We start from the raw sequence: 25,986 nt of genomic DNA on the forward strand, positions 1-25,986 counted from the left end.
CGCAAGCGCTACGCGCGTTCCCACGGCCGCCCACCGGAACACCCAGTCCGGCCCGGCGGCCACCGAGCAGGCCGGAATCCCGGCCGCCGTATAAGGAGTTCCGTGTGAGATCGACCCCCCACAAGGCTCTCGCCGCCGGCGTCTTCGCCGTCGCGGCGGTGGCCGCGCTCTCGCTCCCCGTCACCCCGGCCGCCGCGGCACCGTCCGCGGCTCCCGTGGCCGCCGCCTGCACTCCTGCGCAGGTGGTCACCAACGGCGGCTTCGAGAGCGGCACTTCGTCCTGGACCCAGTCCTCGACGACCGTCATCACCAGCCGCACCGGCCAGAGTGCCCATGCCGGTTCCAGCTTCGCCTGGCTGGACGGCACCGGCGGCACGCACACCGACAGTCTGAGCCAGAGCGTCACGATCCCGTCGGGCTGCGCCAGTGCCACGCTCACCTTCTGGCTGCACATCGACACCGCCGAGACGACCTCGTCCACCGCGTACGACAAGCTCACGGCGAAGATCGGCAGCACGACGCTGGCGACGTACTCGAACCTGAACAAGGCCACCGGCTACGTCCAGAAGTCGTTCGACGTGTCGTCGTTCGCGGGCCAGACCGTGAGCCTCGCCTTCAGCGGCGTCGAGGACTCCAGTCTCCAGACGAGCTTCGTCGTGGACGACATCGCCCTCAACACCTCGGGCGACACCGCCCCGCCGGCCGACTCGACGCGCACGCCGGCCGCCCCGGCGTACACCGTGAGTCTGAGCAGCAACACCGCCGGCACGGTCTGGACCGGCCACGAGAGCACGACCTTCACCAACGCCTCGGCCACCCCGCTGACCGAGGTGTACCTGCGGCTGTGGGACAACTACCACGGCACCTGCTCCGCGATGCCGATCGCGGTCAGCAACGTCACCGGCGGTACGGCGGGCGCCCTCTCGGTCGGCTGCACGGCCCTCCAGATCGCGCTCCCGACACCCCTCGCGCAGGGTCAATCGACCACGATCGGCTTCGACTTGGGGATCACCGTCCCGAGCGGCGCCGACCGGTTCGGCTACGACGGCGCGTTCAGCATGATCGGCAACGCGCTGCCGGTCCTCGCGATCAAGGACGGCTCGGGCTGGCACCTGGACCCGTACACGAACAACGGCGAGTCCTTCTACTCCCTCGCCGCCGACTTCAAGGTGACCCTGGACCACCCGACCACCCTGCTGGTCCCGGCCACCGGCGCCTCGGTCGACACCCCCGGCACCAGCGGTCGTACGGTGACCACGGCCACCGCGTCCAAGGTCCGTGACTTCGCGTGGGCGGCGGGCCCGTTCACCAAGATCTCGGGTACGTCGACGGCGGGCACCCCGATCAACATCTACTCGGTGACCGGCATCAGTTCGGCCAACGCCCAGTCGATGCTCACCACCGCCAAGTCCGCAGTTGACGCCCACGCTGGACGCTTCGGCGCCTACCCGTACGGCGAGTTGGACGCCGTCATCGACAACAACTTCTGGTTCGGCGGCATGGAGTACCCCGGCTTCGTCCTCGACCTGGTCAGCACCACGGCACTCACTCACGAGATCGGCCACCAGTGGTTCTACGGCATCGTCGGCGACGACGAGTACAACAGCCCTTGGCTGGACGAGGCGTTCACGGACTACGCCACCGACCTGGCCCAGGGCCTGACCGGCACCAACTGCTGGAACAATGTCTCCTGGGCCTCGACGGCGGAGAACATCACCAACTCGATGGCCTACTGGGACACCCACTCGTCCCGCTACTCCACCGTCGTCTACGGCTACGGCAAGTGCGCCCTGCACGACCTGCGCCGCACCCTCGGTGACACCGCGATGACCAAACTCCTGAAGGACTACGCCACTTCGCACTGGTACGGCGTCTCGACCACGGCCGAGTTCAAGGCGGCCGCCCAGGCCGCGACGACCACGGACCTGACGTCCTTCTGGACGACCCACCGCATCATCGGCTGACGGAAGGGGAGTTGGCGGTGCGGCCGGGGATCGCACCGCCAACTCCCTTTGCGGTCAGACCCGTCGCGTAGGCGCCGCCGCGGTCGGCGGCACGGCGATCCCGCCGGCCTCGGTCCGCCAGGCGTCGGCGAGTTCGGCGGGGAAACGTCGGCCGCTGCGGGTGAGGACGACACCGGGGGCGAGTTCGACCTCGTCACCGGGGCGGAAGGAACGGTCGGAACCCGGCGGCAGCGTCTCCCAGGGACCTGGCGCGCCTCTCCGGCCGGCTCTGCGCATCCGCGTCCCGTACGTGCTGACGTCACGGACCAGCACCGTCCCGCCCCGCGCGGAGAGAGCCACATGCCGACGGCTGACCTGCGCGGCGACCTCCGGCGACAGCAGACTGTGCAGGGCGATGCCCTCCGGTCCCGGCAGCCGTCCGACATGCGCCTCGGAGCCCTCGTCGAGGGTGTAACGGGCCACACAGGTACGCTCGATGACCACCTTGAGCTGGGCCGCGGCGGGCCTCGGTCCCTCGTCGGTCAGCGAAGTGCCGTGCAACTCGCAGGTGGGGACCCCGCGCCGCATCCGGGGCAACAGGACGCGGTCGCCCCGGTGGACGTCGTAGAGCGTGCAACGGGGTTCCGGGCAGCGCCAGTTGCGCATGATGACCTCGGTCAGCGGGGTGCGGGCCGGGCCGAGCAGTCCCTGCTTCTTGAGGGCCGCGAGTTCCATGCGGTAGGAGATCTCGGCCTCCGTGCGCACGCCCATGTCCATGGGGACGACGGCGACCGAGCCGTCGGGGCGGGGTTCGGGTCTGAGGAACTGCCAGGTGTTCCCCTGGATCCACGGGTGTTCGACGCGATGGTCGACGTACTGGTCGCCGGTGACGACGCGGGTGCCGGTCATCCGGGCCAGGTCCAGGATGCGTTCGTCGGCGTCGTCGACCTCCTCGACCAGCCCGTCGGCGACCCACCCGCGCAGCCTGCGGACCTCGGCCGGATCGCCGAACTCCCGGTGCCCGCCCAGCAGACTGGTGTCGGCGACCAGGTAGACGGAGACGTCGGAGTCACCGGTGAGTTCCGCCAACGCCCGCAGGACGAGCGCCAGTCGGTGCAGCGAGCGCGGTCCCCTGGGGCCGATGGAGGTCTGGCGTACGACGTTGGAGAGTTCCACCAGGTAGTCGGCGCCCTCCGCCGAGGGGACCAGATGCTGTTCCACACACGCCTCCCAGTCCGACAAGACCCGTCAACTGCCTTGATTCTCCTGGACCTTCGCCGCTTTTCCTTGATCTCCTCGGATACTTCCGGATGACCGGGTTGCGCCGGTACGATCACTCGCCTGGCGAGGGGGGACGAACATCTTGAACAATGCTGAAAACGGTGGCCACTTGAGACCGCTGGGCCCCGACGACCCACGGGACGTGGCAGGTTACCGGCTGCTCGCCCGGATCGGCGAGGGCGGCATGGGTTCCGTCTACCTCTCGCGCACGCGCGGCAACCAGCCGGTCGCCCTGAAGGTGATCCGCCGGGAGTACGCCCAGGACGAGGAGTTCCGCCGCCGCTTCGAGCAGGAGGCGACCTCCGCCCGCCGGGTGCAGGGCTACCACATCGTCCCGGTCGTCGACCACGACACCAGCGGCCCACAGCCCTGGCTCGCCACCGTCTACGTCCCCGGCCTCGCCCTGGACCGGGTGCTCGCCCTGCACGGGCCGCTCCCGCTCCCCACGGTGCTCCAGCTGACGGGCTGCGCGGCGGAAGCGCTGCACGCCGTGCACAAGGCCGGTGTGATCCACCGGGACCTGAAGCCGAGCAACATCCTCATCGGCTCCGACGGTCCCTGGATCATCGACTTCGGCATCGCGCGGGCCGCCGACACCACCCAACTCACGCGCAGCGGCGGGCTGATCGGCACCCCGCAGTTCATGTCGCCGGAGCACGCCAACGGCCAGGAGCAGACCCCGGCCGCCGATGTCTTCTCCCTCGGCCTGATCGCCGCCGTGGCCGCGACCGGCCGCCATCCCTACGGCGACTCCGGGGCCATCACCCTGGCCACGAAGATCGCCAACACCGAGTTCCGGCCGCCGGACCTGACGTCGTACCCCGAGCCGCTGCGCGCGGTCCTGGAACGCACGCTGGCGGCCGACCCCGCCGCCCGGCCCTCTCCTTCCGAACTGGCCGTCCTGTGCGAGGAGTTGGCCGAGCGGCCGTTGCGGGACTTCACCGGCTGGCTGCCGGCGCCCGTCGCGGCGGACATCGCCCGGCAGGAGCAACTCGCGGGCGAGCAGGGGGCATTGGCGGGTGGAGGGGAACTCGCTGATGCCTCTGCGGAGGCCGACGTGTATCCGGGTTCGGGTGACTCCGCAGGAGCGGCGGGCGCGACGACCGTGCCGCCCGGCAGCGGGTCTCGCGGTGCCGAGCCGCCCGGCGGTGGGTCTCGCGGTGCCGTGCCGCTCAACTCCCCGTCGCCCGGCGGATATACGCCCACCTACACGCCGGGGTCCGACCAGCCGACGCAGCACGCCCCGACGCGCCCGCCGCAGCCTGTCTCCGGCCCGGCGCCCTCGTTCCCGCCCGGCGCACCGCCCTCCGCCACGGCACCGGCCCGCCGCCGGACCCCGCTGGCGGTCGGCGCCGCCGCGCTGGCCGTGGTGGTCGTAGCAGGAGCGGCCTGGGTCTTCACCCGTGACGACGACAAGGACACCGGCGCGAAGGGCGGCACCGGGCAGACAGCCTCGGCAACGCCCACCGGCACCACCGCGTCACCCTCCACGAGTTCGACGGCCGGCGGCTACACCGTGGTCTTCAAGGACAAGCCGCTCACCCTGCGCGCCCAGTTCACGACCGGCCGCAGCTCGTACACCAACGTCGACCTGGACGCACCCCAGATCGACACCCACGCGTCCAGCTCGACGACCGGGGCCGAGCTGCAGTACGCGGAGTGGGGCACCACCCACACCCTGAACTTGGTGACGACGACGGGAAAGAGCGCGGGCCCCACCCCCGAGCAGTGCGCCGAGGGCGCGGCGGCGAACGCGCTGCCCTCTCAACTCGCCGGTACCGACCAGGGCAAGGAACTGACCAAGGGCACGCTGCTGTGCACCGTCACCGACGAGAAGAACCTCGCCATGCTCAAGATCACGGACGTCGTCCTCCAGAAGGACGCGTCCGGCTACACGGCACGCGACTACGTCACCGAGCTGACCCTCTGGAAGACGGCCTGACCGACGAGCTGGAAGATTGCCTGACCGACGAGCCGGAAGACGGCCTCACCGTCGCTTCGGGCAGCGGCTCACCGGGCTCGCGGGCGGTGCCCTCCGCTCGATTACCCTTCGGCCATGACCAGCAGCGGAAGCCGCCCACGTGATCACTCGGTGCAGTCCGTCGACCGTGCGGTGTCGATCCTCCAGGTGCTGGCCACGCGGGGGCCCAGCGGGGTGACCGAGATCGCCGAGGAACTGGGCATCCACAAGTCGACCGTGTTCCGGCTGCTGGCGACCCTGGAGTCACGGGGCCTGGTCGAGCAGGACACCGAGCGCGGGCGGTACCGCATCGGGTACACGATGGTCGAACTCGCCGCCGGGGCGAGCAAGGTGAACGACCTGTCCCTGCTGAGCCGTCCCGTCTGCCAGGAACTGGCCGCGGCCGTGGGCGACACCGTGAACGTGGCGATCCACGACGGGCACGACGTGATCACCGTCGACCAGGCGATCGGCGCGGCGGTGATCGCGAGCATCGACTGGGTGGGCCGGCGCGCCCCGCTGCACGCCACCGCGGCGGGCAAGCTCTTCATGGCGCACATGACCCCGGACCAGGTCACGGAGATCTTCGCCGAGGGGGCGGAGAAGTACACCCCGCACACGATCGTCGACCCGACGACCCTCGCGGCGGCGCTGGAGACGATCCGCGAGCGGGGCTACGCCACCACCAGCGAGGAGCACGAGATCGGGCTGGCCGCCATCGCCGCCCCGGTCCGCGCCCTGGACGGCAAGGTCATCGCGGCCGTGACCCTGTCGGGACCCACCTTCCGCCTCACCGAGGACACCGTGCCCGGTCTCGCGGCACAGCTGCTGGCGGCCGCCGCGAAGATCTCCTGGCGCCGGGGCTTCGTGAAACGCGGATGAGCGCTGCGCGCACGGCGAGTTAACACGGCGAACTCTTGACGGCCGGGGATTCCCAGCTCCACCATTTGTTTCGTATGGCGATGCTGTTTTGCATCGCGAAACAGACGCGCCACAGCATCCTTCGAGGAGCAGCCGTGCCCTCAGTCATCCTGGACCCCCTGCTCCAGCCCTTCCGGCTCAAGCACCTCACCCTGCGCAACCGTGTGGTCAGCACCTCCCACGAACCGGCGTTCGGCGAGGACGGCATGCCCAAGGACCGCTACCGGGCCTACCACGTGGAGAAGGCGCGGGGCGGGGTCGGTCTCACGATGATCGGCGGCTCGGCGGTCGTCTCGCCCGACAGCCCGCCGGCGTTCGGCAACCTGCTCCTGTACCGCGACGACATCGTCCCGTGGCTGCGCCGGCTCGCCGACGACGTGCACGAGGCCGGGGCCGCCGTCATGTGCCAGGTCACCCATCTCGGCCGCCGCACCAGCAACTTCACCGGCGACTGGCTCCCGGTGGTGTCCGCCTCGCCGCTGCGCGAACCCGCGCACCGCGCCTTCCCGAAGGCCGCCGAGTCCTGGGACCTGGACCGGATCGTCGCCGACTACGCCTCCGCGGCGGTCCGTTGCAAGGAGGGCGGCCTCGACGGCATCGAACTGGAGGCGTACGGCCACCTGTTGGACAGCTTCCTCTCCCCCGCGACCAACCACCGCGAGGACGAATGGGGCGGCGGCCTGGAGAGCCGCATGGCGTTTCCGCGCCGGGTGATCCGCGCGGTGCGTGAAGCCGTCGGCCCGGACTTCGTCGTGGGTATCCGGATGTCGCTGGACGAGGCACAACCCGGCGGCCTCACTTTCGACGAGGCACTCAGCGCCGCCCAGCAGTACGCCGCCGACGGCATCGACTTCATCAGCACCATCCACGGCTCCATCGAGCGTGACGCGTCCCTGGCGAAGGCCATCCCGTCCATCGGCACCCCGCTCGGCCCGTACCTGGACTTCACCGGTGAGATCAAGCGCCGCCTCACCATCCCGGTGATGCACGCGGCCCGCATCGCCGATGTCGCCACCGCGCGGCACGCCCTGCGCGAAGGACTGCTCGACCTGGTCGGCATGACCCGTGCGCAGATCGCCGACCCGCACCTGGTCGCCAAGGTGAAGGCCGGCCAGGAGGACCGCATCCGGCCCTGCGTCGGGGCGAGTTACTGCCTCGACGCGATCTACGACTCGGGCGACACCAAGTGCGTCCACAACCCGTCCGTCGGCCGCGAACTCCACCTGCCCCACCTCGTCCCCCGCACAACAGGCCGCCGTAGGAAGGCAGTTGTCGTCGGAGCGGGACCGGCAGGCCTGGAAGCGGCGCGGGTGCTGGGTGAACGCGGCCATGATGTCGTCCTGTTCGAGGCGAGCGACCAGCCCGGCGGGCAGATCAGGCTCGCCGCGTCGAACCCGCGCCGGGCCGACCTGATCCAGATCGTCGACTGGCGCCTCGCCGAGTGCAAGATCCTCGGCGTCGACCTGCGCCTGGGCGTGTACGCCGAGCCCGACGACATCCTCGCCGAACACCCCGACCTCGTGATCGTCGCCACCGGCGGCACACCCAACCGCAGCTTCCTCACCGCCGGCGAGGGCCTGGTCTCCGACACCTGGGACGTGATGACGGGCTCGCTGCGCCGCCCGCGCGGCGAGATCCTGGTCTACGACGACCACGGCGGCTACCCGGCCATGGACGCCGTCGAGGTCCTCACCGCGTCGCCCGATCTCCGGATCGAGTACGTCACCCCGGAGCGCGCCCTCGCCCCCGACGTCGGCAGCATGAACTCCCCCGCCTACCTACGGGCGTTCACCGCGCACGATGTCACCATCACGCTCGCCCGGCGGCTGCGCTCCGTGCGTCGCACCGGGGACGGACGGCTGGCCGCGACCCTCTACAGCGAGTACACCGAGGCCGAGACCGAGCGGATCGTGGACCACGTGGTCGTGGAGCACGGGACCCTGCCGACGGACGAGCTGTACGTCGAACTCCTCCTCGGTTCGACCAACTTCGGCGAGGTCGACCACCGCGCCCTGCTGGCGCACGAGCAGCAGGACGTGGTCCGCAACGAGGCGGGCAGCTACCAACTCTTCCGGATCGGCGACGCCGTCGCCTCCCGCAACATCCACGCCGCGATCCACGACGCGCTGCGGTTGTGCCTGCCGGTCTAAGGCGCCACCCCCGTCCGCACGTCAACTCCCTCGTCGTACCGGAGAGATGAGATGAAGCAAGCGACCTCCGACGTCGGCGACCTCGTTGCCCGCCGTCCCGCCGGTCAGAGCCTCGAAGCGCCGTTCTACGTCGGCGAGGAGTTCTTCGACCTCGACATCGAGGCCGTCTTCGCCCGGAGTTGGCTGTTCGTGGCCGCCGAGGCGGAGCTTCCCGAGCCCGGCGACTATGTGACGGTCGACCTCGGGTCGTACTCGATCATCGTCGTGCGCGACGACGACGAGGACGTCCGGGCCTTCCACAACGTCTGCCGCCACCGCGGGGCGCGCATCCTCAACGAGGAGCGCGGTTCGGTGGGCAACATCGTCTGCGGATACCACCGTTGGACATACGGCGTGGACGGCAAGCTGCTGTACGCCGAGTCCCAGGCGTCCGGTTTCGACCCGTCCTGCTTCGGGCTGCGGTCCGTGCACGCGCGCACGGTGGCCGGGCTGGTCTTCATCTGCCTCGCCCAGGAGCCGCCGGAGGACTTCGACGAGGTCGCCGCCCGTATCGCGCCGTACCTCGCACCGCACCGGCTGGCCGAGGCGAAGGTAGCCACGCAGATCGACCTGGTCGAGAACGGCAACTGGAAGCTGACCATGGAGAACAACCGGGAGTGCTACCACTGCGTGGGCCATCCCGAGCTCCAGGCCTGCTACTTCCCCATCTACGGCTACCAGGAGAAGGACATCCCGCCCGCGCTGCGGCCCGCCTACGAGCGCTTCCTGCTGGCCGACGCCGAGGCCCGAAAAACCTACGACTCGCTGGGCCTGCCGTACGCCGAGATCGAGGAACTGGACACCCGGCCCACCGGTTTCCGCATCCAGCGCGAGCCCCTCGACCTGGCCGGGGAGTCCTACACCCCGGACGGCACGGCCGCGTGCACCCGCCTGCTGGCGGACTTCCCCACGGCCCGCCTGGGCCGGCTGTCCATGCACATCCAGCCCAACTCCTGGTTCCACTTCATGGCCGACCACGCGATCACGTTCTCCGTGATCCCGCTCGGCCCGGATCGCACCCTCGTCCGCACCACCTGGCTCGTGCACGCCGACGCCGTCGAGGGGATCGACTACGACCTCGACACGATGACGAAGGTGTGGAAGGCCACGAACGACCAGGACGCGGTGCTCGTCGCCCGCGCCCACCAGGGCATCAGCAGCCCGGCCTACCTGCCGGGCCCGTACGGCCCGACGGAGGAACAGGTCGAGGCGTTCGTCAACTGGTACGTGACCCGGCTCAAGGCACACCTGGAGCGCCGGCCATGAGCGAGACCGAAGAGCTGCTGGTCTGCCGTCAGGTGCACCCGCTCACGCACGACGTGTCCACGTTCGTGTTCGAGTACGCCGAACCCCGGCTGTTCCGGCACGACCCGGGCCAGTTCCTGACCCTGGCCCTCGACATCGACGGCCGGCCGGTCCAGCGCTGCTACACCATCTCCTCGTCGCCCACCCGCCCCTTCCTGCTCTCGATCACCGTGAAGCGCATACCGGGCGGCCTCGTGTCGAACTGGCTGCACGACCACCTCGAACCCGGCGACACCGTGCTGGCCCACGGACCGCTCGGCGAGTTCTCCACGGCCCGGCATCCGGCACCCAAGTACCTGTTCCTGTCCGGGGGCGTCGGAGTGACCCCGTCCATGTCCATGACCAGGACGCTGTACGACCTCGCGGACCCCGCCGACGTGGTCTTCGTGCACAGCGCGCGCACCCCGGCGGACATCGTCTTCCGCCACGAACTCGACCTCATCGCCGCGACCGCGCCCAACATCCGCATCGTCCACATCTGCGAGGAGGACCGCCCGTACGCCCCCTGGGGCGGACACCGCGGCCGGCTGACGATCGAGACGCTCCGACAGATCGCGCCGGACTTCCTCGAACGGGAGGTCTTCACCTGCGGCCCCGCCCCCTACATGGCCGCCGTACGGCGGATGCTGTCGGACGCGGGCCTCGACATGGACCAGTACCACGAGGAGAGCTTCACCTTCGAGACACCGACCGGGCAGGCCGACACCTCGCCCGCTGTCGCTACGGACTCCGGTTTCAAGGTCGAGTTCACGCGCAGTGGACGCACCATCGAGTGCGACACCGACACCTCGCTCCTCGCCGCCGCGTCCCGAGCGGGCCTCAGCCTGCCGGCCTCGTGCGCGCAGGGCATGTGCGGCACCTGCAAGACGACCCTGCTCTCCGGCTCCGTGGACATGCAGCACAACGGGGGCATCCGGCCACGCGAGATCACCCAGAACAAGATCCTGCTGTGCTGTTCAAAACCGCTGGAGGACGTCGTGATCGACGCGTGAGGACCGTCCCACCAGCAGATGGGCCACGACCGCCACTCAGCGGGCCTGCCGACCGAACGCCTCGAACGCCGCCTCGTCGAAGAGCACGAAGGTGACCTCGTCGACCGAGGTCTCCGCGGCTCGCACGGTTTCTACGGCGATGCGCGCGGCGTCGTCCATCGGCCAGCCGTAGATACCGGCGGACACGGCGGGGAACGCGACCGTACGGGCACCCAGCTCGTCCGCGACCCGCAGCGACTCCCGGTAGCAGGAGGCGAGTTGCTCCGAGCGGTCCTCCTCGCGGGAGTACACGGGACCGACCGTGTGGATCACCCACTGGGCGTCCAGTTCGCCCGCAGTCGTCGCGACCGCCTGGCCGGTACGCAGCCCCTTGCCGTAGTGCGAGGCACGGAGCTTGCGGCAGTCCGCCAGGATCGCCGGGCCGCCCCGGCGGTGGATCGCACCGTCGACGCCTCCGCCGCCCAGGAGGGAGGAGTTGGCCGCGTTGACGATCGCGTCGGCGGTCTGCCGGGTTATGTCCCCCCGGACGAGGGTGATGGTGACGGTGGTCATGACTGCCTCAGTCGTCGCCAGACGGCCTTCGCCGCGTTGTGTCCCGACATGCCGTGCACACCGGGGCCCGGCGGGGTGGCCGAGGAGCAGATGAAGACGGCCGGGTGCGGGGTGCCGTACGGGGAGAGGGAAAGCTTGGGCCGCAGCAGGATCTGGAGTCCGGAGACCGCGCCCGTGCCGATGTCGCCGCCCACGTAGTTGGCGTTGCGGACGGCGAGTTCCGGCGGGCCCGCGGTCGCCCGGGCCAGGACGCGGTCGCGGAATCCCGGGGCGAAGCGCTCCAGTTGGCGTTCCAGGGCGTCGGTGAGGTCGCCGGTCCAGCCGCTGGGGACATGGCCGTAGGCCCAGAAGACCTGCTTGCCGGCCGGCGCCCGGGTGGGGTCGACGATGCTGGGCTGCACGGTGATCATGAACGGCCGCTCGGGGGCGCGGTTCTCGCGGGACGCGGCGCGCAGGGCGGTGCCGATCTCCGCGCTGTCGGCGCCGATCTGTACGGTGCCGGCGGTGCGGGCCTCCTTGGCGGTCCAGGGCACCGGCCCGTCCAGGGCGTAGTCGACCTTGAACACGCCTGCGCCGTAACGGTAGTTCGCGTAGTAGTCGCCGAACCCCGCGATCTTCGCCAGGGCCGTGGGCGAGGTGTCGAAGACGTAGGCGCGGGCCGGCGGCAGGTCGTCGAGACGCTTGACCTCGTAGTCGGTGTGGATCTCGCCGCCGAGGTCCTTCAGGTAGGCGGCGAGCGCGTCCGAGATGGACTGGGAGCCGCCGCGGGCCACCGGCCAGCCACGCGCGTGCGCCGCGAGGGCGAAGACCAGGCCGATCGCGCCGGTGGCGAAGCCGCTGAGCGGTGCCATGACATGGCCGACCAGTCCGGCGAACAGGGTCTTGGCGCGCTCGTCCCGGAAGCGGCTGGTCAGCCAGGTCGACGGGGGCAGCCCGGTCAGGCCGAAGCGGGCGAGGGTGACCGGGTCGCGCGGCAGCGCGGTGCGCGGCAGGGACATGAAGTCGCGGACCAGGGTGTCCCACTTGGGGAGGAAGGGCTCGACCAGCCTGCGGTACGTCCCCGCGTCACGCGGCCCGAACGAGGCGGCCGTCTCGGCGACCGACCGCGACAGCACGGCCGCGCTGCCGTCGGTGAAGGGATGCGCCATGGGCAGCTCGGCGTGCAGCCACTCCAGGCCGTAGCGCTCCAGCGGCAGGGCGCGGAACGCCGGGGAGTTGATACCGAGCGGGTGCGCCGCCGCGCAGGGGTCGTGCCGGAAGCCGGGGAGGGTGAGCTCCTCGGTGCGGGCGCCCCCGCCCACGGTGTCCCGTGCCTCGAACACGGCCACGGAGAAGCCGCGCCGGGCCAGCTCGACGGCGGCCGTCAGTCCGTTCGGCCCCGCACCCACCACGACCGCGTCCAGCATCGACGGCACCTTGGGACCCCTTCGTCAGCCGATGGCAACCAGGACGTCAGGATATGCCGCGGGACCGACAACCCCGGGGCCAGCCCGTCCAGTGTGCGGAACCCGTGACCCTACGACGCCCTCAGCAGCTCCATCACGCGCCGTGCGGTCGCCGTGTCCCGGGCCGCCGTGAAGGGCAGCGTGTTGCCGCCCGTGATGCGGAATGGCTCTCCCGTGAGCGTGAGGTGCGCGCCGCCCGCCTCCTCGACGAGGAGCAGGCCCGCCGCGTGGTCCCAGGCGGCCTCCCAGGAGAACGCCGTGGCGTCCAACTCGCCCCGGGCGACGGCGAGATACTCCAGGCCGGCCGAGCCGCACGGACGCGTGCGCACACCGTCCGCCCACAGGCCGAGCAGGGCACGCTTCTGGGCGTCCGTCGTGTAGTCCGGGTGGGAGGTGGCCACTTCCAGGTCCCGGGCGGGGTCCGGGACACCGGAGCGCAGGCGTGCGCCGTCGAGGAAGGCGCCGCCGCCCTTGACGGCCGTGGCCATCTGGTCGCGGGCCGCCGCGTAGGTCCAGGAGGCGAGCAGCTCCCCGTGCCGGACCAGGGCGACCAGGGTGCAGAAACCGGTCTCGCCGCGCACGAACTGGCGTGTCCCGTCGACCGGGTCGACGATCCAGACCGGGGCGTCGCCCTGTATCGCCTCGTACGTCTCCGGGTCGGCGTGCACCGCTTCCTCGCCGACGACCACGGAGCCGTGCAGGAGGGCGCCGAGCACCTTCGTCAGATACCGCTCGGCGTCGCGGTCGGCGTCCGTGACCAGGTCGTGCGGGCCGCTCTTCTGGTCGACCTCGTGCGCGGCGAGCTGCCGGAAGCGGGGCATGATCTCCGTGGCCGCCGCCCTGCGGATGGCTTCTTCGACGTCGGCCGTGTGCTGTGCGAGAAACTCGTCGATGGTTTCGGTGTCTTCGATCATGCCTCCATGAGAGCACGCGTCACTGACAATCCCCACCCGCCCGGTGCACTCCGGGTGGAATCACCATGAACACCCGGGTTCGGGATCACCGTCCCACGGCGTATCCCTGCATGCCCCGGGGATTCGCCGCCGCCGACAGGATCCCGGCCGCCGGATCCCGGGCGACCGCGCACAGCCGCCCCTCCGACCAGGCGTCGGTGACGGTCACGTCATGGCCGCGTCGGCGCAGCTCCTCCACCACGGCCGCGTCCGTGCGGGCCTCGACGGTGACGCTCCCGGGCCGCATGCCGCGCGGATAGAAGGAACTCGGGAAGCTGTCGTTGTGCCAGTTCGGGGCGTCGATCGCGCCCTGGAGGTCGAGGCCGCCGCGTGCCTTCGCGCGCGTGGCGACCGCCAGGAAGAAGTGCAGCTGCCACTGGTCCTGCTGGTCCCCGCCGGGCGTGCCGAACGCCAGGACCGGCACTCCGTCGCGCAGGGCGATCGACGGGGTGAGTGTGGTGCGCGGACGGCGGCCCGGGGCAAGGGAGTTGGGCAGTTCGGGCTCCAGCCAGGCCATCTGGAGCCGGGTGCCGAGCGGAAAGCCCAGCTCGGGCACCACCGGGTTGGACTGCAGCCAACCGCCGCTGGGCGTGGCCGCGATCATGTTGCCCCAGCGGTCGACGACGTCGAGATGGCAGGTGTCGCCCCGCGTACCGCCGTCGGCGCTCACCCGCGCGACGGTCGGCTCCCCCGCCCCCATCGGATCGAACCCGGACTCCTTGGGCGCCACCACGCGCGCGTGCCCGCACAACCGCGGGGCACGCCCTCCAGGGCTGCCGGGCCGCAGCTCGTACGACGCCTTCTCCCCGATCAGCTCCCGCCGCGCCGCGTTGTAGTCCGCCGACAGCAACTCCCCCAGCGGTACGGCGTCCTCGCCCGCGTCCCCGTACCAGGCCTCCCGGTCGGCCATCGCGAGCTTGCAGCCCTCGATCAGCAGATGGACGTAGTCGGCGGACCCGTAGGCGGGCAACTCGGCCGGGAGCAGCGCCAGTTGCTGGAGGAAGGCGGGGCCCTGACTCCAGGGGCCGGCCTTGCAGAGCGTCCAGCCGTTCCAGTCGTACGTCGCCGGGGCCTCGTAGGACGCGGACCAGGAGGCCAGATCGGCAGCCGTGAGCGTGCCGGTGTGGCGCTCGCCGCTGGTGTCCATGGTGGGCCGCTGCGCCTGCCGTACGAGGGCTTCGGCGATGAACCCGGACCGCCACACCTCCCGCGCCGCCTCGATCTGGGCCTCCCGGTCCCCCGCCCCGGCGACCTCGGTGAGCAGCCGCTTCCAGGTGGCGGCGAGGGCGGGGTTGCGGAACAGCTCGCCGGGCCGGGGCGCCTTCCCGCCGGGCAGGTACACGTCCGCCGACGAGGTCCACTCCGTCTCGAACAGCTCCCGTACGGCCTCGACGGTCGCCCCGACGTTGTCCACGCACGCGTGCCCGTCCTCGGCGTACCCGATGGCGTACTTCAGGACGTCGGCCAGCGACTTCGTGCCGTGGTCGCGGAGGAGAAGCATCCAGGCGTCGAAGGCACCGGGGACGGCCGCCGCGAGGGGTCCCGTACCGGGTACGAGATCCAGACCGAGTGCCCTGTAGTGGTCGATCGTCGCGCCCGCGGGTGCGACGCCCTGTCCGCACAGCACCCGCACCTCCCCGCCCGCCGGGGCCAGCAGGATGGGCACCTCACCGGCGGGTCCGTTGAGGTGCGGCTCCACGACGTGCAGCACGAACGCCCCGGCGACGGCGGCGTCGTACGCGTTGCCGCCGTCCTCCAGGACGGCCATCGCCGACTGCGAGGCCAGCCAGTGGGTGGAGGACACCATGCCGAAGGTGCCCTGGAGCGTGGGTCGGGTGGTGAACATACGGGCTCTCACCTCGATGTTTCCGCGCATCGGCCGGATCGGTCAGCGCTCAGGATCGGTCCTGGGGAGAATCTGGGGAGTTCGGGCCAGAGTCCGCCCCGGTCCGCTCCCCGAGCAGGCTATCGATCGCCCTGCGCCCCTTCTTCCCCGCCTCCGGCATGAAGTGGGCGTAGTGGTCGAGGGTGATGGTCGGCGACGAATGCCCCAGCCATTTGGCGAGGGTTACGACCGACTCTCCTGCCTCCAGCACGAAGGACGCGTACGTGTGCCTCAGCACATGGAACCCGTCCTTCGGGGCCGCTTGCCATTGCCACGGTTTCGCCCCCTTCGCTCGTGGGGGGATGATGCCCGCCTTGGCCAGCGCAGGCTTCCAGATCTCCGTGTTCCACGTGTTGGCCGCGATCGCGTTCCCGTACTTCGTCGTCAGCACGAGGCCGAACTTCTTTCGCTCCCGGTCAGGTTCAGGACCGCCCCACGGAAGCTCAACCTTGTTCCCCGGGTAGGCCCTGGTGTGCCTCACCAGCTCGTCAGCCACGGAACGCGGCATGTCTACGACGCGTGTTTTCCCGCCCTTTGGAAGCGTGAAGTACTTGCGGCCATTCAGTATTTGCACCTGCCGTCGGACGTGAAGCACCCCGCGCCGGTGGTCAACGTCCTCCAGGCTGAGACCGAAAACCTCACCTTGACGCAGACCGCATCCCACCCCCAGAACCACCGCTATACGGTGCCTCTGGCTGATCCCATCACGTACCTTTCGAGCTACTGTCTCGGGCCACGCCTCACGACGCTCGTCAGGCAGCTTCGGCCACCGCACCGACTTGGACCTCATCGGGTTCCGTGCGAGACGCTTGTCATCGACCGCTGTCTCCAGGACGCTCGACAACGTTGAGAGGATGCTGCGGGCGTATTGGGGCGAGCACGACGATTCGAGTCTGACAATGTAGGCACGAAGCTCGGCCGCAGACACCTGGTTCAGCGAAGTACCGCCCAGGTGCGGAATCACGTGCAGCCGTATCCGCTCATCGATACCTTTGCGGGTTTTGGCTTCGCCACGCACACCCGGCATCCAGTACTGCTCGACGTACTCAGCGAGCGTCATGGAGCCGTCGCGTGGATCGACAAACTCCCCACGCTCCTGGTCGGTACTTGACCGCCGGAGCCACGCCTTCGCATCCTCAAGCGTATCGAAGGATCTATCCCGGATTCCGGGTATCCCGGATACCCGGTATCTCTTACCCTTTCCGTAGCGATCGGTACGCTCTCGTTTCCCAGTGATGGGATCCTTCTTCTTCTTGATCCATCTATCTTCGATATACCCTGCCAAACGTTCATCTCCCTTGATTCATGGCCGACATACAGAGGGTCATAGGCATTGCCACGCAACTGCCACGAGAGTCAGTGGCCTTGCCTTGGCGACGCCTGGCTTGCGGCTCCCAAGGCACCGGATTGCGGGTCGTTGTGGAGCAGACGTGGCCTCACCGTCGTTACAGATTCGGGTGTTGAGGGCTTCCCGCCGCTACATGCCGCGACCGCGGGGGTGCTTCCGGAGGCTTGGCGACCCCTGCTGCCGTTACGCCGGCGAGGTGCCGTGCTTCAAGCGCTTGCCGTGTAGCCGGATCGATGCTGGGGTGCGGCAGTCAGAGGACTCAGGACGGGGTTGCAGCGCGTGTCGGCCTGTTCCTGTTCCCGGATCCAGGCTTCGAGCGCTTCCAGCCGGTACATGACGCGTCCGCGTTGGCCCATGCGGAAACTCGGGGGTCCTTGGCGTCGGTGCCGCCACACGTACAGGGTCTGGGGTGAGAGGCCGAGGTACTCGGCTGCATCCCTGACGTTCAGGAAGGCTTTGCCGACGGCGCCAGGCGCGCCAGGTGCCGTGGAGGGAGCGGGTAGCGGGCGTGCAGGCATGGAAAGTCCTGTGTGAGAGAAGTGGGGGCCGCGGACGGGTGAAGTGCGAGACTCCTCCGCCCGCGGCCTGTGCTGGAAGCGCGGTGAGATCCGCGGTCACGCCGAGATCGACGCACCGCTAGGGATTCAAGGCTTCACGCTTCGCCTCGCAGTGCAGATCGGTCATGGCGAAGGAGGCTTCAATGAGGTCGTTGGAGACCTCACCCGACGCCTGGAAGCAGTGCGGGAAGCGCCGGGCGAGTGAGGGGGCGCTGACGCCAATGTGTTCGGCGACCTTGAAGACCCCCAAGGCGGTGCGGTGCCCGCTCAGCCAGGTTGCGATGCGGGCGTCTCGGAGGTCGGAGACGCGCTTTCCGAGTGGTGAGTCGATCTCGTGCGCCTCAAGAACCGCCTTGCGCGCCTCGTCCCACGCCCTGCGGTAGTCCGCGCCGGACAAGGGCCTGCCGACATCGCGGGTGAACAGCCTGTCATCGGGGCGAAGGCCGCGCCGGGCTACTTCCGCCCTCAAGACCTCTACGAGTGCCCGGCACGCCGGAACCACCCGCGATTCACCCGCTCCATCCGCTTCCTCATGGCCATAGGCGAGCCGGCGGGAGTGAATCACCAAAGCGCCCGGGCCTTCGTCGGGCAGACGCGCATCACGAACACGCAGCGCAAGTGCCTCCTGCGGCCTCAGCGCAGCAAAGGCGATGGTTGACAGGAAGGCGCACAACGGGCGTCCGTTCAGCGGACGTTGCCCGATCCAGTCCAGTAGATCGTCACGCTGCCGATCCGACAGCAGAGACTTCTCGTCAACAACGGCAGCACCCACAGGGGCAACTCCTCGCACTCGGGGGATGTACTTGCTGCAGAGCAAGGCGTTCTCGGCATCAGGCCGACGAACACCTGCAATACTCCGGACAATCGCCGGTTTGGGTAACCGGCGATCGCGTGTTATAAGCCGGAGGCGAAGTCCGGCCTACCCTTCAGGAATCAGTCGCGAAGCCACCACCAGACGCGTCGAGAGGCGTAGTTGGCCCGGCATGCCGCAAGCCTGCAAGGACGGCCGCGCGGGAGGTATCGGATCGCCGTCTCCCATGACACAACAACCCCCGACATGATCAAGGTTGACATGACACTGGCAGATACTTCCAGTCCGTTCCACCTCGGATTGGTCTGCCGTCGGCGAACTGCCTCCAGAAGGGCGGGAACGCATCGGTTTCCCGACAGAACAAAGCGAGGTGCTTCCTGAGGAGAGTTCAGTTAGACTAGGAGCGTCTTTTGACCCGCCCGCAAAGGACGCTGATACACCCTCACACGGCGCGGCATACCACCACCGGGCAACGTAAAGAGCAACGGCCTCCGGAGCCGTGTGCGCAGGTTCGAATCCTGCCGGGGGCACTCCGGGAAAAGCTCCTGACCTGCAGAAATACAGGTCGGGAGTTTTTGCGTTCACGTCAAAACGCACACGGCCTTTTGACCGTTGCTCTTTCTGAGCGATGTACCGACTGCCGCGCTCTCCTTCTGACGCGTTTCCGCAGTTCAAAGGCCCTTCACCAAGGACCGGTTGGCGATACACGTCACCAAATACCGACCGCGCCGAATACCTCGGGCACCGGTGCCACTTTCGCTCGAATACCCGATGCGACCTGCCTGAACGTGCCGAAGAGCACACCAAAGCGCACACGCTGGTGGGTCGTTGGCGTTTCCGCCTGAATGCCCGCTGCTCCGCTTGCGCCATCGAACACACAACTGATGTTCGATGGCCACTGGTCGGACTGCAGGCCGCCGAGACATCCGGCGATATGGGCAGCGAGCGCCAGCAGTGCGACTGCCCGATCCGCCTGCCGGGACGGCCCCCTCACTCCGCCCAGGATGCTGAACGACCAGCCCTTGCAGCAGAGTTGACGGATCGCTAGAGTCTGCCCGCCCACTACTCACAGGAGGCTCCTTGACTTCGCCGCCTCATACGTGGACACAGCCGAACGGCTGTTCCGGGGCGACCTAAGCCCCGCTGGGGGACCGCTTGACCCAGGCCAAGTGCGTCCAGATCCAGCGGAGATAGCGAACAAGTCAATGGAGGTACCGAGCGCCGGCCAACCGGGCGAGCCGATCAAAGTGGTCTCTCAAAGACCGTTCTTGTCCCGCACCCGCAGCTGGGGGCAGTCCTCACCTCCACCGGAGTACACCTCAGGCCATCCGGTTCAGCCACCTGGTTGCCGTTCGACCACTCCCTGCTGCGGGAGGTCACGGCGGGGCCGCTCGGAGTCACCATTCGTACCGCGTGCGCGCGCCGTTGCTCCTCTCCGGCCCGGCTGCGCCGCGGGTTGGCGTAGCGGTCGAGCACCTGCGCACCGCAACCAGGTAGGTGCTTGTTCCTGCGGCCCTCCATAGATCCAGTGCCAAGATCACCGAGCTGCAGAGCAGGCGCTCCGTCAGGGCTTCCCGCCGCGAGGGTGCGGCCGAGTGGCACCCATAGGTTTTCGGCCGCTCTTGCTTGTCGTTCCGGCGTTTGGTCTCCAGTAATCGCTTACCTGGTCACGGCACAGTTTCCTGGGCGAGGTGAGACGTCCCAGCGTCTCAACACCGCGAAGCGTGAACCAAGCGCGCCGCGTGTGAAGGGAGTTGCGGCCCCGGGCTGCGCCTGAGCCCTCTGGCCAGTGTCAACAACGCTCGTGATCAATGCGTCGGGCACATTGATGTCCCACCTGTCGCCTATCTGGTTCCCTGGCTCGGCGTGGCAGCGGGCGGGCTGATCGGCATGTCCCTCGGGCTGAACAAGCCCACTCGGTGAGGACTGTGGGTTCGGAGCACCTGGGCCCCGTCGTCGGACCTCGGCAGGTTTGCTTCCGAGGGTGCGGGGGACTCTGTCGTCAAGGACGGCCGGTGTCCCTGGGGTGGTCGATGGCTGCTGCGCATAGCGTCCAGCAGGCCGGATGGCCGCTCCTTGAACGCTGTCGGCTCTTGACCGTGCATTCCGTGCCGGTGCCGGTGGCACGATCGGTGCGTCAACGACGGGAGCCCGGGCAGTTCGGAGTTGACCAGTGCGCGAGATCGCCGACATCGCGGGCGGCTTCCCCACGGCCGTGTTCACCGCCGTGCTCGTGCTGCTGGTGGGTTTGTGGCTGCTGGTGCTACTGGGTACGGCCGGACGCGACAGTTCGTACGACGCTGTGAGCCTCCCGGTGGTTGCGGCCTCGTCCGCCGTCGTGGTCATGTCCTGGTTCCTCTGCGTTTCGGGCTCCCTCGTCCTGCGCGGTGTCGGACTCCCTGCTCCCTGGCACACACTGACGGCGTCAGCCGTCCTCATCGGCTCCCCGGCGCTCGCGTTCAAGATCGCCAGACGGGTAACGCGAGTATGGCGCGACCGACCCGCACGCAGTCGGGAACCGGGCTCGCCGGACCGTCACCGCACATGAGTCGGACATCGCCAAAGTGAGCGTGACGCCATACACGTCCGTACGTATCCGTGACGCAGCAACCGGCCCCGGAGACATGGCGTGGTGCAAGGACAAGTGACCAACCGACGGCGCACGTTCGGCTCGCTCCTGGTGGTGGTCGCCGTCCTTGTCTGTGCCCTCGCCCAAGGTGCGGGTCCCGCCTCGGCACACGCGGTGCTGACCGGGAGCGACCCTCGCGAGAACAGCGTGCTGAAGTCCGCGCCGAGGCAGATCACCGTGACCTTCGACGAGTCGGTCGCTCTCGTAGAGGACTCCCTGCGGGTGCTCAATCCCGACAACCGGCCGGTGACGGATGGCGATCCCCGGCACGCGGGCGGGCGGGGCAACACGGACAGCGTGCCGCTGGTGAGGGGACTGGCGCAGGGCACGTACACGGTGTCCTGGCGGGTGGTCTCGGCGGACAGCCACGCGGTGTCCGGTGCTTTCACCTTCTCCGTCGGTAAGCCGTCGGCGACCCGCGCCGCCGCCACTCCCCCGCCGGCCGTGGATCCCACCGTCGGCGCGTTGTACGGCGTCGGCCGCTATGTCGCCTACGCCGGGCTGGCGCTGCTGATCGGTCTCGCCGTGTTCGTCGTGGCCTGCTGGCGTTCGGCCACGGCCGCGCGCGTGGTGCGCCGCCCGTTCCTGATCGGCTGGTGGGCGCTGTTCGTGTCCACGGTGCTGCTGGTGCTGTTGCGCGGGCTCTACGACAGCGGTGACGGGCTGAGCGGCGTGTTCGACCCGGGCGCGCTGCGGGAGACGGCAGGCAGTCGGCCCGGACTCGCGCTGCTGGCGCGGTTGATGCTGCTTGTGGTGGTGGCCGTGGCGGTGCGGAACCGGCGGGTGGAGCAGTTGCGCGGTCGGCGTGCTGTGGTGAGCGCCTGCTTTCTCGTCCTGGGCCTGGCCGCCACCTGGGCGGCGGCCGAGCACGCGTCCGTCGGGATCCAGGTACCCGTGGCCGTGGCATCCGCCATGCTGCATCTGCTGGCCATGGCGGTATGGCTCGGCGGGCTGGCCGCACTGCTGCTCGCGCTGTACCGGGCGCCGGCCGACGATCCCCTCCCGCCCGCTGCCGTCGCCCGCTTCTCCCGCATCGCCCTGGTCTCGGTGGCCGTGCTGGCCGTCACCGGTGTCTACCAGTCCTGGCGCGGGCTGGGCTCCTGGGACGCGTTCTCCACGACCTACGGCAGGGTCCTCGTCTTCAAGATCTGGGGCGTGCTGGCGATGCTGCTGGCGGCCTCGTACTCCCGGCGCTGGACCACCCGTCTGCTTCAGGCTCCGCAGGAGGAGCGCGTACTGGTGGCCGTGGGACACGGCGAGAGCCCTCCGACCACTCACGGGGGCGACGACGACACCGACGAATCCGCCGGACCGGAGGCGCACCGGCGCGGTCTGCGCAGGTCCGTCCTGGCCGAGGTGGCGGTCGGCGTGCTGGTCCTCGTGCTGACGACAGCGCTGACCGGCACCGGGACGGGCCGTGCCACCGAGACCGCCGCTGCCGCGTCGGTGGCCGGGCAGCCCGAGGTGTCCCTGACCCTGATCCCGTACGACACCGGAAAGAACACCCTGTCCGGACGCGGCAAGGTGCAGGTCACGCTGGAACCGGGCCGGGTCGGCCGGAACGTGGTGGAGGCGATCGTCTACGGCGCCGACGACAGCCCCGTCGCCATCCCCGAACTACGGCTGACGTTCACTCTCGCCGACCAGCACATCGGCCCGCTCGACGCCCGCCTCGTCGACGAACGCGGCTACTGGGGCAGCGACTCCCTCAACCTCCCGATCGCCGACACCTGGACCATGAAGGCCACGGTCCGCGTCTCCGACATCGACCAGGTCACCGTGTCGAAGACCGTGAAGGTCGCCCGGTGACCCACGAGCACTGCCGCACGCGGGGCGTCCTGGTAGCGCCGCGTGAACACGACCGCCCAGCCGTCCGTACGTAACGGCAAGCCGGAACAAGGCCGTTGATGTCGAGGAGTGACCGGATGCACCAGGGGAACCGCCGCGGCGGACCGAGCCCCGGGCCGGGTGCGTCCACGGCCGGCGGAGGTGCCGTCGACGTCCTGCGGCTGATGCGGGCCGCGATGTTCGCGGCCGTCTGCGTGACCACGACCTCGCTGGGCCACGCGCTCATGTCCGGGGACACGCTGCCCTGGTGGGCCATCGCCTACGCGTTCGCCGGAACGGTCTCGGGCGCCTGGTGGCTGACCGGGCGGGAGCGCGGCCCCGCCGTGGTCGTCGGCGCCACGGTCGTCGCCCAGGGGTTGCTGCACCTGCTGTTCGCCCTCGCCCACCAGCTGGCCCACGCCCCCGACGCGGCCTCCCCCCACATGGACACGGTGATGCACCACTCGGGGTCCATGAGCATGCCCTCCGGATCCATGACGATGCCGCCCGGCTCACCGCTCGCGTCCGGCCTGCCTCACCTGGGCTCCACCGGGATGGTTCTGGCGCACCTGCTGGCCGCCGTCGTCTGCGGGCTGTGGCTGTGGCGGGGTGAGGCGGCGGCCCACCGCATCGGCGGTGCTCTCGGGGCGGTCGTGTTCGCGCCGCTGCGCCGGGTCTGCCGGGTCCTCTTCCGTACGGTGCCCGAGCCCGGGCCCTCGTCGTGCGGGCCCGCCTCCAGCGGTGAGGAGCGCTGTCGGCCCGCGCCCGCCTCGTTGAGGTACGCGGTCGTGCGCCGAGGTCCGCCGCCGGACCTGTTCGGCAGCCAGCCGCCCGTCTCCCTCCCGATCCACTGCTCGCCGTAGGACCGTGATCCCGGTCTCAATCCGGCGGACCGCGGGGGCCTGGGGACAGGCGGATGGTCGACGCGCCCGTACGCCGTCGGCCCCCTTCTCTCCAGCTCCGGCCCGGGCCAAGCCCCGATGTCGGCCGTTTCGACGTGCCGATGCCGGCCACGGCCCCGCCCGCCATCGATCAGGAGTTCCATGTCCACGTACCCACACACGGGCCGCGTCTTCGCCCGTCTCATCACCTGCTGCGTCACCGTGGCCTCGACGGCCGCCCTGCTCTCCGGCTGCGGAGGCGACTCCTCGGGCAGCACGTCACAGAAGGCCGCCACGTCGTCCTCGATGTCCCCCTCCCAAGGCATGTCCGATATGAACATGTCGTACGGGGACCCGAAGGCCACCCCCGCCTACAAGGTGTCCGGAGCCTCCGTGGTGAAGGGCGCGTTCAAGCTGCTGGACACCCGTCCGCCCGGCATGGACGCCGTCAAGGGCACCGCCTGGCTGGCCCAGGGCTCCAAGGGCACCACGGTGACGGTGTCGCTGACCGGCCTGAAGCCCGGCCATCACTACATGGCCCATCTCCACGCCCAGCACTGCTCCGCCGCCGACGGAGGCGAGCACTTCCAGTTCACCAAGGGTGGGCCCGCCAAGCCGCCGAACGAGGTGTGGCTGACCTTCACCGCCGACACGTCCGGTAGGGGCATGACGACGGTCGACAACGCGAAGAAGACCGGCAAGGGCGCGGTCGCCCTCGTCGTCCACCCCATGGAAGCGATGGACAACCGGATCGCATGCGCGGACTTCGACTTCTGAGGGCGCCGGCCGCCCTGCTGGGGTGTCTGGGCGTGCTGCTGCTGTCCGTCGGCACGCCCGCCTACGCCCACACCGCGCTGAAGGACGCGACACCGGCGCCCGGCTCCACTGTCGGCACCGGCACCAGCGTCGTCGAGTTGACCTTCGCCCAGTTGCAGCCGGGCACCACCCCGAAGGTCAGCCTGGTCGGCCCGACCGGCACCGTGGTCCCGGTCGGGCGTCCCGTGGTGGCCGACGGCTCCGTCACCTGCGCTGCCGTCAGCCCCCTGCAGGCGGGGGTGAACACCCTCACCTACACCGTCACCGCCACCGACGGCGACACCCAGACGAACGCGTTCCAGTTCCAGGTCGCCGACAGTGCCCGGGAAGTGACCAGTCCCACCGCCTGCAAGGGCCTGACCCTGGCCGCGCCGGCCGCAGCGACGAGCGCGGACCCGGACGACACGATCCTCGGACTCGGCCGCACCACCGCGTTCGCCGTCCTGGCGGCGGTCGCCGTCGTGGTCGTGGGCGGGGGCCTCATCGCCGTACGCATGACGCGCGGGACACGTCCGACAGGAAGGAGACGAGCCACCGGGTGAACCACCGGGCCCGGCGCGGCGGACAGCCGCGTCGGGCCACCGCCCGCCGGCACAGAACACCCCGGCGTTCGCCGCCGCGCGGGCGGCTGGAATAGTGGCGTGCGCCATGAACGTCCCGGTACGGGCTGCCACCGATCTGAGACTGCTGAGGGCCGCGGTGTTCTCGGCGGTGTGCGTGGCGCTGTCCGCGAGCGGACACGCGCTGGTCTCCGGCACCGCGATCCCGATGTGGTCCCTGGCCGCCGGCTGGGCCGGCGTGGTGTGCGTGGTGGGCCCGCTGGCCGGTCGGGAACGCTCGCTGCCCGGCATCGCGCTCAGCCTGCTCGCCGGTGGGACCGGTCTTCACCTGGTCTTCTCCCTGGGCCAGGGTTCCATGGCGCCGGCTCCCGCCGACCGGTCCGCTCAGGTGGTGGCTCTGGCCCAACGGTTCCTGTGCGGCACCGGATCGGTACAGCTCACGCCGGAGCGGGCGACGAGGATCCTGCGGCAGGCACGGATCGATCCGGCCCGCGCTGCACACGGTGTGCCGGCCTTGGCGGGGATGACCGGTCACGGCGGGCACGTGATGACGCTGGGCTCGATGCTCACACCTTCGATGCTCGCCGCGCACGTGGCCGCGGTCGTCGTGACGGGGTGGGTGCTGCGCCGCAGTGAGATCGCAGTGTGGCGGACCGTCCGGCTCCCGGCGGTGGCAGCGTGGCAGGTGGCCTGCTGCGTCCTGCTGTGGACGCTGTGCGGCCTGCTCGTCACCGCCGCTTCGGTCCTGGTGCCGCTCGCCGCGCTGCTGAGGCGGATACGGCGCGCGCTCGCCGCATCCGCCGCGCGGGCCGACATCCGCCGGTTGCCCTCCTCGCTCCTGTCGTCGTGCGTCGTCCGGCGTGGTCCGCCCGCGGTGGTCCCGGCGGCCTGAGCCTCCCTGCGTCCACGCGAGGCGGGGTGGGCGAGGCCGTCCTGGTGCCATCGGGTGAGATCCCCGCCCACGGTGGACAGTCCGGCTGTCGGTGGCGGCCTCGGACTCCGCCCCGTACGTAGGCCGTCCGGCTGCTCGCAAAGCGTCGGCACGGCGAGGGCGTCTCGCCTTCTCCCACCCGTGTGTACGCCGCCCTGCCCTGTCCGGAGAGCGCCGTATGCCCGCCGCTTCACACGCAG

21 protein-coding genes are annotated in these 25,986 nt (G+C 69.9%); 12 read left to right on the plus strand and 9 right to left on the minus strand.

Annotated elements, in window-relative coordinates:
* Positions 1-104 precede the first annotated feature (104 nt).
* Positions 105-1,964: a M1 family aminopeptidase gene (locus tag SPR02S_RS41565; protein WP_019062953.1), complete on the plus strand. Its 1,860-nt coding sequence runs from the start codon at positions 105-107 to the stop codon at positions 1,962-1,964.
* A gap of 54 nt (positions 1,965-2,018) precedes the next feature.
* On the opposite strand, the gene SPR02S_RS41570 is transcribed toward SPR02S_RS41565, so the two are convergent.
* Entirely contained in the window at positions 2,019-3,164 is a 1,146-nt protein-coding gene (locus tag SPR02S_RS41570) for an FHA domain-containing protein (RefSeq protein ID WP_019062954.1), read from the minus strand.
* 244 nt (positions 3,165-3,408) lie between these two features.
* Here SPR02S_RS41570 and SPR02S_RS41575 point away from each other — a divergent pair, with 244 nt between their 5' ends.
* The 5 genes from SPR02S_RS41575 to SPR02S_RS41595 all read left to right on the plus strand — a co-directional run bounded on the left by SPR02S_RS41575 (position 3,409) and on the right by SPR02S_RS41595 (position 10,591).
* Complete coding sequence (locus tag SPR02S_RS41575; RefSeq protein ID WP_373283407.1) at positions 3,409-5,166, plus strand: serine/threonine-protein kinase; 1,758 nt, start codon at positions 3,409-3,411, stop codon at positions 5,164-5,166.
* 114 nt (positions 5,167-5,280) lie between these two features.
* Positions 5,281-6,066 carry an IclR family transcriptional regulator gene (locus SPR02S_RS41580; protein WP_026151339.1) on the plus strand — a complete coding sequence of 262 codons (786 nt, stop codon included), beginning with the start codon at positions 5,281-5,283 and terminating at the stop codon, positions 6,064-6,066.
* A gap of 134 nt (positions 6,067-6,200) precedes the next feature.
* Positions 6,201-8,255: an NADH:flavin oxidoreductase gene (locus SPR02S_RS41585; protein ID WP_019062957.1), complete on the plus strand. Its 2,055-nt coding sequence runs from the start codon at positions 6,201-6,203 to the stop codon at positions 8,253-8,255.
* Positions 8,256-8,306: 51 nt separating this feature from the next.
* Positions 8,307-9,560 carry an aromatic ring-hydroxylating oxygenase subunit alpha gene (locus tag SPR02S_RS41590; RefSeq protein WP_019062958.1) on the plus strand — a complete coding sequence of 418 codons (1,254 nt, stop codon included), beginning with the start codon at positions 8,307-8,309 and terminating at the stop codon, positions 9,558-9,560.
* Positions 9,557-10,591 carry an FAD-binding oxidoreductase gene (locus SPR02S_RS41595; protein ID WP_019062959.1) on the plus strand — a complete coding sequence of 345 codons (1,035 nt, stop codon included), beginning with the start codon at positions 9,557-9,559 and terminating at the stop codon, positions 10,589-10,591. The genes SPR02S_RS41590 and SPR02S_RS41595 overlap by 4 nt, the downstream gene beginning before the upstream one ends.
* Before the next feature lie 36 nt (positions 10,592-10,627).
* On the opposite strand, the gene SPR02S_RS41600 is transcribed toward SPR02S_RS41595, so the two are convergent.
* The 8 genes from SPR02S_RS41600 to SPR02S_RS63590 all read right to left on the minus strand — a co-directional run bounded on the left by SPR02S_RS41600 (position 10,628) and on the right by SPR02S_RS63590 (position 19,205).
* Entirely contained in the window at positions 10,628-11,143 is a 516-nt protein-coding gene (locus SPR02S_RS41600) for an O-acetyl-ADP-ribose deacetylase (protein WP_019062960.1), read from the minus strand.
* Positions 11,140-12,549, minus strand: a complete 1,410-nt coding sequence (locus SPR02S_RS41605; RefSeq protein WP_019062961.1) for a phytoene desaturase family protein — start codon at positions 12,547-12,549, stop codon at positions 11,140-11,142. Before SPR02S_RS41605 ends, SPR02S_RS41600 begins: the two co-directional genes overlap by 4 nt.
* Positions 12,550-12,659: 110 nt before the next feature.
* Positions 12,660-13,502, minus strand: coding sequence for an inositol monophosphatase family protein (locus SPR02S_RS41610; protein WP_019062962.1), 843 nt, complete (start codon positions 13,500-13,502; stop codon positions 12,660-12,662).
* An 85-nt stretch (positions 13,503-13,587) separates the two neighbouring features.
* Positions 13,588-15,387 (minus strand): gamma-glutamyltransferase family protein, encoded by a 1,800-nt coding sequence (locus SPR02S_RS41615; RefSeq protein WP_019062963.1) that lies wholly within the window; start codon positions 15,385-15,387, stop codon positions 13,588-13,590.
* Positions 15,388-15,436: 49 nt separating this feature from the next.
* On the minus strand, positions 15,437-16,711 hold the full coding sequence (locus SPR02S_RS41620) for a tyrosine-type recombinase/integrase (RefSeq protein WP_174447595.1): 1,275 nt from the start codon (positions 16,709-16,711) through the stop codon (positions 15,437-15,439).
* Positions 16,712-16,980: 269 nt separating this feature from the next.
* Complete coding sequence (locus tag SPR02S_RS41625; protein ID WP_026151341.1) at positions 16,981-17,292, minus strand: helix-turn-helix transcriptional regulator; 312 nt, start codon at positions 17,290-17,292, stop codon at positions 16,981-16,983.
* 118 nt (positions 17,293-17,410) lie between these two features.
* A complete protein-coding gene (locus tag SPR02S_RS63585; protein WP_158697967.1) occupies positions 17,411-18,103 on the minus strand; it encodes a site-specific integrase in 693 nt (230 codons plus the stop codon).
* A 748-nt stretch (positions 18,104-18,851) separates the two neighbouring features.
* Positions 18,852-19,205 carry a hypothetical protein gene (locus tag SPR02S_RS63590; RefSeq protein ID WP_158697968.1) on the minus strand — a complete coding sequence of 118 codons (354 nt, stop codon included), beginning with the start codon at positions 19,203-19,205 and terminating at the stop codon, positions 18,852-18,854.
* A gap of 1,110 nt (positions 19,206-20,315) precedes the next feature.
* Here SPR02S_RS63590 and SPR02S_RS59270 point away from each other — a divergent pair.
* From SPR02S_RS59270 to SPR02S_RS57480, 6 genes are all read left to right on the plus strand, one after another.
* Positions 20,316-20,690, plus strand: a complete 375-nt coding sequence (locus SPR02S_RS59270) for a hypothetical protein (protein WP_019062967.1) — start codon at positions 20,316-20,318, stop codon at positions 20,688-20,690.
* A 96-nt stretch (positions 20,691-20,786) separates the two neighbouring features.
* Entirely contained in the window at positions 20,787-22,580 is a 1,794-nt protein-coding gene (locus tag SPR02S_RS41645) for a copper resistance CopC/CopD family protein (protein ID WP_019062968.1), read from the plus strand.
* A 116-nt stretch (positions 22,581-22,696) separates the two neighbouring features.
* The gene (locus SPR02S_RS59275; protein WP_019062969.1) at positions 22,697-23,461 is read left to right on the plus strand and encodes a hypothetical protein; all 765 of its coding nucleotides are present in this window, start codon (positions 22,697-22,699) and stop codon (positions 23,459-23,461) included.
* A 180-nt stretch (positions 23,462-23,641) separates the two neighbouring features.
* Positions 23,642-24,256, plus strand: coding sequence for a superoxide dismutase family protein (locus tag SPR02S_RS41655; protein WP_019062970.1), 615 nt, complete (start codon positions 23,642-23,644; stop codon positions 24,254-24,256).
* Positions 24,235-24,837 carry a copper resistance CopC family protein gene (locus SPR02S_RS41660; protein ID WP_026151344.1) on the plus strand — a complete coding sequence of 201 codons (603 nt, stop codon included), beginning with the start codon at positions 24,235-24,237 and terminating at the stop codon, positions 24,835-24,837. Before SPR02S_RS41655 ends, SPR02S_RS41660 begins: the two co-directional genes overlap by 22 nt.
* Before the next feature lie 106 nt (positions 24,838-24,943).
* On the plus strand, positions 24,944-25,747 hold the full coding sequence (locus SPR02S_RS57480) for a hypothetical protein (protein ID WP_019062972.1): 804 nt from the start codon (positions 24,944-24,946) through the stop codon (positions 25,745-25,747).
* Positions 25,748-25,986 lie beyond the last annotated feature (239 nt).

Origin of the sequence: Streptomyces prunicolor NBRC 13075, from assembly GCF_000367365.1 — a bacterium.
GTDB classification, from domain to species: Bacteria; Actinomycetota; Actinomycetes; order Streptomycetales; family Streptomycetaceae; genus Streptomyces; species Streptomyces prunicolor.